Origin of the sequence: uncultured Rikenella sp., assembly GCF_910579375.1 — a bacterium.
GTDB lineage: Bacteria > Bacteroidota > Bacteroidia > Bacteroidales > Rikenellaceae > Rikenella.
In genome coordinates this window covers 1-8,624 of sequence record NZ_CAJTUJ010000078.1, presented here as the reverse complement: position 1 = coordinate 8,624, position 8,624 = coordinate 1, and the positions used below count along the sequence as shown (strand labels likewise).

The following is an 8,624-nucleotide window of genomic DNA, read 5'->3' as shown; positions in this document are numbered from 1 at the left end:
CCGCTCGGCACGCGAAAGCTGGGCGTGTCTGCTCCCAAACGTCGCCCGCGGCAATTCTTGCCGGATTGGCCGAGTGCCAACCGGCAGAATATGCCCTTTAAAGCGGGTGGGCGACAGAACTTTGCGCGGAATCGAACTTTTTCGCGCGCCTGCGCGATTCATTCTATTTCGGCTCACCGCCGAAATAGTTGAATCGCTTCTTTAGGCGTGGCGCGCGGTTACTTTGAAGTAATAAAGGCCGCCCGCCGTGGCGCGAACGCGTCCGCCGGGCAGGCGGTGCGTTGACCTGCGGTCTCCCTCGCGCTTGCGAGGCATCGTCGACAAGCCGACGTGCTCTCGCTTCGCTACTCGGGTCCGGCACTCGGAATCGGCAGCCTCTACCCTATCTCTTTTCGCGCACCTCGCCTGAAAGAAGTACGCGGGCCCCACAAGATAGTACCGCCTTAATAAGGCAGTAATAACCCTATCGAGAACCTCAGCCCTCCAATACAGATGCAAATAAATATCGTATATTTGACGACTATGCAAAAGACCCTAGCCTGGATGGCCGCGCTGGGCGCAGTAGGCGCCGCCTCCGCCGCACAGAAACAACAACCCCATGTCATTCTGATCATGACCGACCAGCATCGGTTCGACTACCTCGGCACCGTCGATACGACCGTCGTGACACCACACCTCGATGCACTGGCCGCCGACGGCGTGCGCTTCGCCAACGGTTATACCTCCACCCCCAGCAGCACACCCGCCCGGGCCGGGCTGCTCACCGGTCAGTCCCCCTGGCACCACGGCCTCATCGGCTACAACAACTTCATCGCCCCCGAATACCCCAACCAGCTGCCGCAACTCATGACCGACGCCGGATACTACAGCTACGGAATCGGAAAGATGCACTGGCACCCGCAACGATCGTTACGCGGCTTCGCCGCCACCGAGCTCGACGAATCCGGTCGTGTCGAAGACACCGGCTTCATCAGCGACTACCGGCAGTGGTTCGCCAGCGTGGCCCCCGGGCTTAACCCCGACTCCAGCCATATCGGCTGGAACGACCACGCTTCGGACACCTATCCGCTGGCCGACACCCTGCACCCCACCTGGTGGACGGGAGAGCGGGCCGTGCGGCTGATCGAAAACTACGACCCGATACAGCCCCTGTTCCTGAAAGTCTCCTTCGCCCGACCCCACAGCCCGTATGACCCACCGAAGCGGCTGCTCGACCTGTATGCCGACAAGACCCTGCCGGCACCGGTCGTCGGCGACTGGGACTCGACCTACTCGACACGCTACACCCACGACCCGCTCAGGAACCCGGCAGCCGCTTACGGCGACTTCGGAGCGGAATATGCCCAACAGGCCCGCAGGCATTACGCCGCCAACGTCACCTTCATCGACGAACAGATCGGACGCATCGTCGCGGCGCTCCGGGAGCGGGGAATGTACGACAACGCCCTGATCCTCTTCGTCTCCGATCACGGCGATATGCTCGGCGACCACCACCACTGGCGCAAGACCTACGCCTACGAAGGATCGGCCCATGTGCCTTTCATCGTGCGCTACCCCTCGTCCTTGAAAGCCAAAGTCAAACGCGGCTCCACCCGCGACGAGCTGGTCGAGATACGCGACATCCTGCCCACCTTCCTCGACGCGGCAGGAACACAAATCCCCGACGGAGTGGACGGAGCGTCCATCCTGACGCTGCTGAAAAACCCGAAGAAAGCCGGATGGCGGACGCAGCTCGACCTGGAACACACCGGCAGCTACGGCGGCAGCGGCTGGGTAGCCCTGACCGACGGGCGGTACAAATACATCTGGTTCTACGGCAATGGCGAAGAGCAGCTCTTCGACCTCGCGGACGACCCATACGAAACCCGCGACCTGCACACGGCTGCCGAACAGGAGGAACGCCTGGCCGCTTTCCGCAAAAGCATGGCCGAACACCTCGCCGAGCGGGGCGAGCGATGGGTATCCTCTGGCGGCAAACTGCTCATCAATAAAAATGTACCCGTCAAGACCCCGAACTTTCCCAACGGCGAGGGAAAATAACTAACTTTGCTCCTTGGATATAACATGCAACTCAAATGACACAGGAGGAACTCTTCAAGAAACTGATCGCGCACAGCAAAGAGTACGGGTTTATCTTCCCGTCCAGCGAGATATACGACGGCTTGTCGGCCGTTTACGACTACGGCCAGTTGGGCGTCGAGCTCAAGAACAACATCAAGCGCTACTGGTGGGACGCGATGACCAAGCTCCACGACAATATCGTGGGGATCGACGCTGCCATCTTCATGCACCCGAAGACTTGGGAAGCGTCGGGACACGTGGGGGCCTTCAACGACCCGCTGATCGACAACAAGGACAGCAAGAAACGGTATCGTGCCGACGTGCTGATCGAAGACTGGATCGCCAAGCAGGACGAAAAGATCGAGAAGGAGGTGGCGAAAGCTGCCAAGCGGTTCGGCGAGGCTTTCGACCGGGAGCAGTTCGTCACCACCAACGGGCGCGTGCTAGAATTGAAGGCCAAGCGGGACGCCGCGCACGAAAAGATGGCCGAAGTGCTCAATGCCAATGATCTGGCGGGAGTCAAGGCATTGATCGAAGAGCTCGAAATTGTCTGCCCGATCAGCGGAACGAAGAACTGGACCGACGTGCGGCAGTTCAACCTCATGTTCAGCACCCAGATGGGCTCCACGGCGGACGGGGCGAGCAACGTCTACCTGCGGCCGGAAACGGCGCAGGGGATCTTCGTCAACTTCCTGAACGTACAGAAGACGGGGCGGATGAAGATTCCGTTCGGGATCGCCCAGATCGGGAAGGCGTTCCGGAACGAGATCGTCGCCCGGCAGTTCATCTTCCGCATGCGCGAGTTCGAACAGATGGAGATGCAGTTCTTCGTCAAACCGGGAACCGAAATGCAGTGGTTCGAACACTGGCGGCAGTTCCGGATGAGCTGGCACCGCGCCTTGGGCTTCGGGGACGACCACTACCGCTTCCACGACCACGAAAAGCTGGCACATTATGCCAATGCCGCTACGGACGTCGAGTACGAATTCCCGTTCGGCTTCAAGGAGGTCGAAGGGATTCACTCGCGCACCGATTTCGACCTCTCGCAGCATGCCAAATTCTCGGGCAAGAAGATTCAATATTTCGACACCGAGAGCGGAGAGAGCTACACGCCTTATGTCGTCGAGACTTCGATCGGGGTCGACCGGATGTTCTTGCAGGTCTTCTCGGCCGCTTACACCGAGGAACAGCTGGACGGCGGCGATTCGCGCATCGTGATGCGCTTCCCGGCGGCCTTGGCGCCGGTCAAGGTGGCCGTTCTGCCGCTGGTCAAGAAAGACGGACTGCCGGAGATCGCCCGCGGGATCGTGAACGACCTGAAGTTCGACCACTACGTGCAATACGACGAAAAAGACTCGATCGGGAAACGGTATCGCAGGCAGGATGCTATCGGGACGCCGCTCTGCGTGACCGTCGACCACCAGTCCGCCGAAGACGGGACGGTGACTATCCGCCACCGGGATTCTATGCAGCAGGAACGCGTGGCCATCAAGGATTTGCCGGGGATCGTGCACGACATGGTCAGCCTCAAAGGGTTGTTCGCCAAACTGGTGAAATAACTGCATATAGATTAAAATCAATGAAAAGTTCCGGTTTTCCTCTGAAAACTGGAACTTTTCTCGTATATTTAACCTGTTATCAAAACCGAAAGCCATGCCTCGCCACGCACTTTTCGTCATCGCCCTGCTCGCCCTGGGACAGTCCGGCGCAACGGCACAGAACACCCGACCCGATATCGAAGTGGACTCCCGGTGGGTCGAAACCAGCCTGGAAATCAATGCCATCAAACACACGCTGGGAAGTTATACGCTCCTGCTGCAATTCTCGGAACTCGAAAACACCCGCCAGTCGCCGGTCTATAAGACCGTTATGCGAGGCGCCAGCCAGAAGCTGCTGACCGTCGCGCCGGTGCAGGCGGAACGGCCGGTGGGGTGCCGGTACGCCTACAGCTACATCCGGGGCTACCGCAGTCCGAAACTCGACAGCGCTTTCATCTACCGCTTGCCTTACAGCACGATGAAAGGGGAGGCGGTCAGAGCGATCTCGCTGTTCAACCTGAACCAGCGCTACTTCGACGGCCAGCCGGTGCGGGGGTGGAGCGCCTGGGAGTTCCGCCTCGCGCCGGGCGACACGGTCTTCGCCATGCGGAAAGGGCTGGTCGTCGAGATGCACGACGGCGAGGAGCCGGCCGACGAAGGCATAGCGGCCACCTATCGGAGCCGGGCGAACTACGTGCTGGTCGAACAACCGGACGGGACATTGTGCCGGTACGAAGTGCTGGAGAAGGGAAGCATCGCCGTCCGGCCGGGAGATGTGGTCTACCCCGGCACGCCGATCGCCCGGGCCGGGACCTATTATAAAGGGGGAGAGTATCAGGTGCGGATCGCCGTCTATTTTCCGGACGAAAATCCGCGCTTCCGCCAGGGAGATTCGAAAAACGGCTCGGCGTTCGAGTGGGTATACTATAATCCCCGGTTCGCTACGGCTCAGGGAGAGATCCGGCTGCAACACGGGCGCACCTATCGGGCGGTTTCGTCGCCGGAGCTGGTGCAGCGCGAGATGACGAAGCGGGAGATCAAGCAGCGCGCGGCGAAATAGCGCGTCTGCCGGGGTTCCGGATAAAAAAAGGGCAGAGGAGAGATAAATACTGAGAGGCAACGCAACTGAAGACCGTTGGCCCGGTAGTCCGAGCGGTCGGTTTTGAGACCCTGCGCATAGAAACCTAAGTCCAAGCCGACAAAGCCGCTCATGGCAGCAGACCAACTGTACCCAAAGTACCCGCCGTTCACCGGCTCGCCCGCAGATGCGTTGCGGTTGCCCGGGGCGGGGTACATACTGAATAATTCCCTATTTTTGCAGAGAAGAAATGAGCAGGATCGTCGCCATAGACTACGGACGGAAACGCGTCGGAATCGCCGCGACCGACCCCATGCAGCTGATTGCCAACCCGCTGGACACCGTGCCCGCCCACGAAGCAGTCGACTATCTGACCCGTTATGCGAACGAAAACGACGTCGAAATGTTCGTCGTCGGCGACCCGCGGCAGATGAATGGCGAGCGATCCGAATCGTGGCGCTATATCGACCCCTTTGTCCGCCAGCTTCGGCGCGCCCTGCCCGGGATACCCGTTGTTTTCCACGACGAACGCTTCACCTCCGTGCTCGCCCAGCGCGCCATCATCGAAGGCGGAGTCCCCCGGAACCGGCGGCGCACAGACAAAGGACTCGTCGACCGGGTGAGCGCCGTCATCCTCCTCCAGTCCTATATGGAGGCGCGAAAGTAACCACAACCATACGAAACAGATACACCACCATGGAAAAAGCCTACGAACCCTACGTCGACCGGCTGATCGAGCTGGCCATCGCCGAAGACATCGGCGACGGCGACCACACCTCGCTCAGCTCCATCCCCGCCGACCGGCGCGGGCGGATGAAACTCCTCATCAAACAGGCCGGCGTGCTGGCCGGCGTCGAGGTGGCCGAACGAGTCTTCCGGCGGCTCGATCCGACCGTGGCGTTCGAGCGGATACTGAACGACGGCGACCGGGTCGAACCCGGCCAGATCGCCTTTTATGTCGAAGGGAACCTGATCTCCCTGTTGCAGGCTGAGCGCGTGATTCTCAACCTCATGCAGCGGATGAGCGGCGTGGCCACCCAGACCGCCGTCTATGCCGACCGGCTCAGGGGGCTGAAAACCAAAGTGCTCGACACGCGGAAGACCACCCCCGGGATGCGGATGCTCGAAAAGATGGCCGTCCGGATCGGAGGAGGGGAGAACCACCGCATCGGGCTTTTCGATATGATTCTCCTGAAAGACAACCATATCGACTTCGCCGGGGGGATTGAAAACGCGCTCCGGGGCGCACGCGAATACCTGGCCGAGAAGCAGAAGGATTTGAAGATCGAGATCGAAGTGCGGTCGCTGAACGACATCGACCGGGTGTTCGCCGCGGGCGGTGCCGACCGCATCATGTTCGACAACTTCACGATCGAGCAGACCCGCGAGGGGGTCGCCCGGGTGGCGGGGCGTGCCGAGACCGAGTCTTCCGGCGGAATCACGCTCGAAAACCTCCGCGACTATGCCGAGTGCGGCGTGGACTACGTGTCGGTGGGCGCCCTGACCCATCAGATCAAAAGCCTGGATATGAGCCTTAAAGCGGTCGAAGCATGAGACGGATATACGGTTATATAATAGGTATCGCCCTGCTCGGCGGTATGGCGACGGGGGCGCAGGCGGCTCCGGAGGCGAAGCGGCAGATCGGCTACGACGATATCGCCGGAGGAAAACTGGCGGCACGGAGCGTGTACGGGCTGCGGGCCATGGAAGACGGCGAACACTATACTACGCTGAGCCGCAACGGAGATGTGCTGCAGTGGCGGTATGCCGACGGGGCGCTGGTCGATACGCTGTTCCGGCGACCGGAGGGTTTTCCGCAGGTTTCCGATTACGCGATCGGTCGCGACGGGCGGCAGATGCTGCTGACCACGGGTCGCGAACCGATCTACCGGCACTCTTCGCGGGCGGATTACTATGTTTATGATCGCACGACGGGCGACCTGCGGCCTTTGTCCGTGGGCGGGAAGCAGCAGGAGGCGACTCTGTCGCCGGATGGAACCCAAGCGGCGTTCGTGCGCGACAACGACCTTTTCGTGGTCGATCTCTCGGCTCCGGCGACCGACGGGACTTTCGTCGAGCGGCAGATTACGCACGACGGGGTGCGGGGCTCCATTATCAACGGCATTCCCGACTGGGTTTACGAAGAGGAGTACAGCTTTGCACGGGCCTACGAGTGGGCGCCGGGCTCGGACGCCATCGCTTTCTACCGGTTCGACGAGAGCGGCGTGCGCGAATACTCGATGAACACCTTCCGCGGGGGGCTGTATCCGGAGAACTACAATTTCAAGTATCCGAAAGCGGGCGAGATGAACTCGGTGGTCGGCATCCGGATCTACCGGTTCGACGGCGATTCGATCGTCGATGTCGACCTCGCATCGGGGGCCGATTCGACGGACATCTACGTGCCCCGGATCGAGTGGGCGGCGACGGGGCACGACGGGGACGGAGCGAGGCTGGCGGTGCACTGGCTCAACCGGTTGCAGAATCATTATCGAATCCTGCTGGCCGATGCGACGACGGGGGCGACGTCTGTGCTGTACGAAGAGCGCGACCCGCGGTACATCGAACGGATCAACAACGAGACGGCGACTTTTCTGCCGGAGGGGCGCGGATTTGTGGTCAAGAGCGAGCGGGATGGGTGGATGCACCTTTACCGGTACGACATGGCGGGGCGGTTGCAGAACCGTATTACGGAGGGGGCATGGGAGGTGACGGCCCTTTACGGAATCGATGCGAAGCGCGGAAGGGTCTATTATCAGTCTACCGAGGATTCGCCGCTCGGACGGGGGATTTACAGCGTCGGGCTGAACGGTCGGGGAAAGCGTCGGCTGTCGGCGGCGGACGAGGCGGGGACGCATACGGCGGTTTTCGGGCCGGGGTACCGGTACTGGATCGACTATTTTTCGAACAGCGAGACGCCGACGGTGGTGACGCTCAGGCGGGTGGCGGACGGAGGCGCGGTGCGGGTGCTGGAGGACAACGCGGCATTGCGGCGTCGGATGGCGTCGGAGTATAGCTTGCCGCGAAAAGAGTTTTTCACCTTCACGACGCCGGAAGGGACGACGCTGAACGGCTATCTGCTCAAACCGGCTGATTTCGACTCCACGCGGCGTTATCCGGTGCTGATGACGCAATACAGCGGTCCGGGGTCGCAGCAGGTGGCGGACAAGTGGGGGTGGTCGTGGGAGGCGGCGCTGGTGCGGGAGGGGATTCTGGTGGCGTGTGTGGACGGCCGCGGAACGGGTTTCCGGGGGGCGGAGTTCCGCAAGTGCACCTACGGGAATCTCGGAGGGCTCGAAGTGCAGGATCAGATTGCGGCGGCGCGGTACTTGGGGAGTTTGCCTTATGTCGATCCGGCGCGGATCGGGATTTACGGCTGGAGCTTCGGGGGATTCATGGCGCTGAACTGTATTCTGAAGGGAAACGATGTCTTCGCGCTGGCGGTGGCGGTGGCGCCGGTGACGTCGTGGAGGTATTACGACACGATCTACACGGAGCTCTACAACGGGCTGCCGCAGGACAATGCGGCGGGGTACGACGACAACAGTCCGATCTTCTTCGCCGACCGCTTGAAGGGCAAGCTGCTGCTGGCGCACGGCACGGGGGACGATAACGTGCACATCCAGAACAGTTATGAGATGATCGAGCGGCTGGTTCGGGCGGGCAAGCCGTTCGAGATGGCGATCTATCCGGACAAGAACCACGGGATGGGTTCGTCTCGGGATCACCTGTTGCGTCGGGCGATCGAGTTTGTCAAGTGCGGGTTATAGGGGTATTGACAGGTTTTTTTAGTCTCTTCCTGAGCTTTCGGACGCGGCGGGCTGTATGCCCGCCGCGTTTTTTTCTCGGTGGAGCGTGGAGGCTGGTGGGCTCGGTTTATTATTGTCTCTGTGCGTAATGGATTGGGCTGAGGCGGCAAATTGCCCACCGCGGGCACGCGGGGCCTG

Annotated in this window: 6 protein-coding genes; all 6 read left to right on the top strand. The window is 61.1% G+C overall.

What is annotated here, in order from left to right:
• Positions 1-522: 522 nt before the first annotated feature.
• The 6 genes from QZ302_RS07110 (at position 523) to QZ302_RS07085 (ending at position 8,447) form a co-directional block, all read left to right on the top strand.
• Positions 523-2,040, top strand: a complete 1,518-nt coding sequence (locus tag QZ302_RS07110) for an arylsulfatase (RefSeq protein WP_294593993.1) — start codon at positions 523-525, stop codon at positions 2,038-2,040.
• Positions 2,041-2,075: 35 nt separating this feature from the next.
• Positions 2,076-3,620: a glycine--tRNA ligase gene (locus QZ302_RS07105; RefSeq protein WP_294593991.1), complete on the top strand. Its 1,545-nt coding sequence runs from the start codon at positions 2,076-2,078 to the stop codon at positions 3,618-3,620.
• Between the two features lie 94 nt (positions 3,621-3,714).
• A complete protein-coding gene (locus tag QZ302_RS07100) occupies positions 3,715-4,659 on the top strand; it encodes a hypothetical protein (protein ID WP_294593989.1) in 945 nt (314 codons plus the stop codon).
• Between the two features lie 268 nt (positions 4,660-4,927).
• Complete coding sequence (ruvX, locus tag QZ302_RS07095; protein WP_294593987.1) at positions 4,928-5,344, top strand: Holliday junction resolvase RuvX; 417 nt, start codon at positions 4,928-4,930, stop codon at positions 5,342-5,344.
• A gap of 29 nt (positions 5,345-5,373) precedes the next feature.
• Entirely contained in the window at positions 5,374-6,231 is an 858-nt protein-coding gene (gene nadC, locus QZ302_RS07090; protein ID WP_294593984.1) for a carboxylating nicotinate-nucleotide diphosphorylase, read from the top strand.
• On the top strand, positions 6,228-8,447 hold the full coding sequence (locus tag QZ302_RS07085) for a S9 family peptidase (RefSeq protein ID WP_294593982.1): 2,220 nt from the start codon (positions 6,228-6,230) through the stop codon (positions 8,445-8,447). Before nadC ends, QZ302_RS07085 begins: the two co-directional genes overlap by 4 nt.
• The last annotated feature ends 177 nt before the right edge of the window (positions 8,448-8,624 follow it).

What these genes read in the sequence shown, in the direction of transcription:
- QZ302_RS07085 (WP_294593982.1), top strand. Translation starts at nt 6,228, where the DNA reads ATGAGACGGATATACGGTTATATAATAGGTATCGCCCTGCTCGGCGGT.
- QZ302_RS07110 (WP_294593993.1), top strand. Translation starts at nt 523, where the DNA reads ATGCAAAAGACCCTAGCCTGGATGGCCGCGCTGGGCGCAGTAGGCGCC.
- QZ302_RS07100 (WP_294593989.1), top strand. Translation starts at nt 3,715, where the DNA reads ATGCCTCGCCACGCACTTTTCGTCATCGCCCTGCTCGCCCTGGGACAG.
- QZ302_RS07105 (WP_294593991.1), top strand. Translation starts at nt 2,076, where the DNA reads ATGACACAGGAGGAACTCTTCAAGAAACTGATCGCGCACAGCAAAGAG.
- nadC (WP_294593984.1), top strand. Translation starts at nt 5,374, where the DNA reads ATGGAAAAAGCCTACGAACCCTACGTCGACCGGCTGATCGAGCTGGCC.
- ruvX (WP_294593987.1), top strand. Translation starts at nt 4,928, where the DNA reads ATGAGCAGGATCGTCGCCATAGACTACGGACGGAAACGCGTCGGAATC.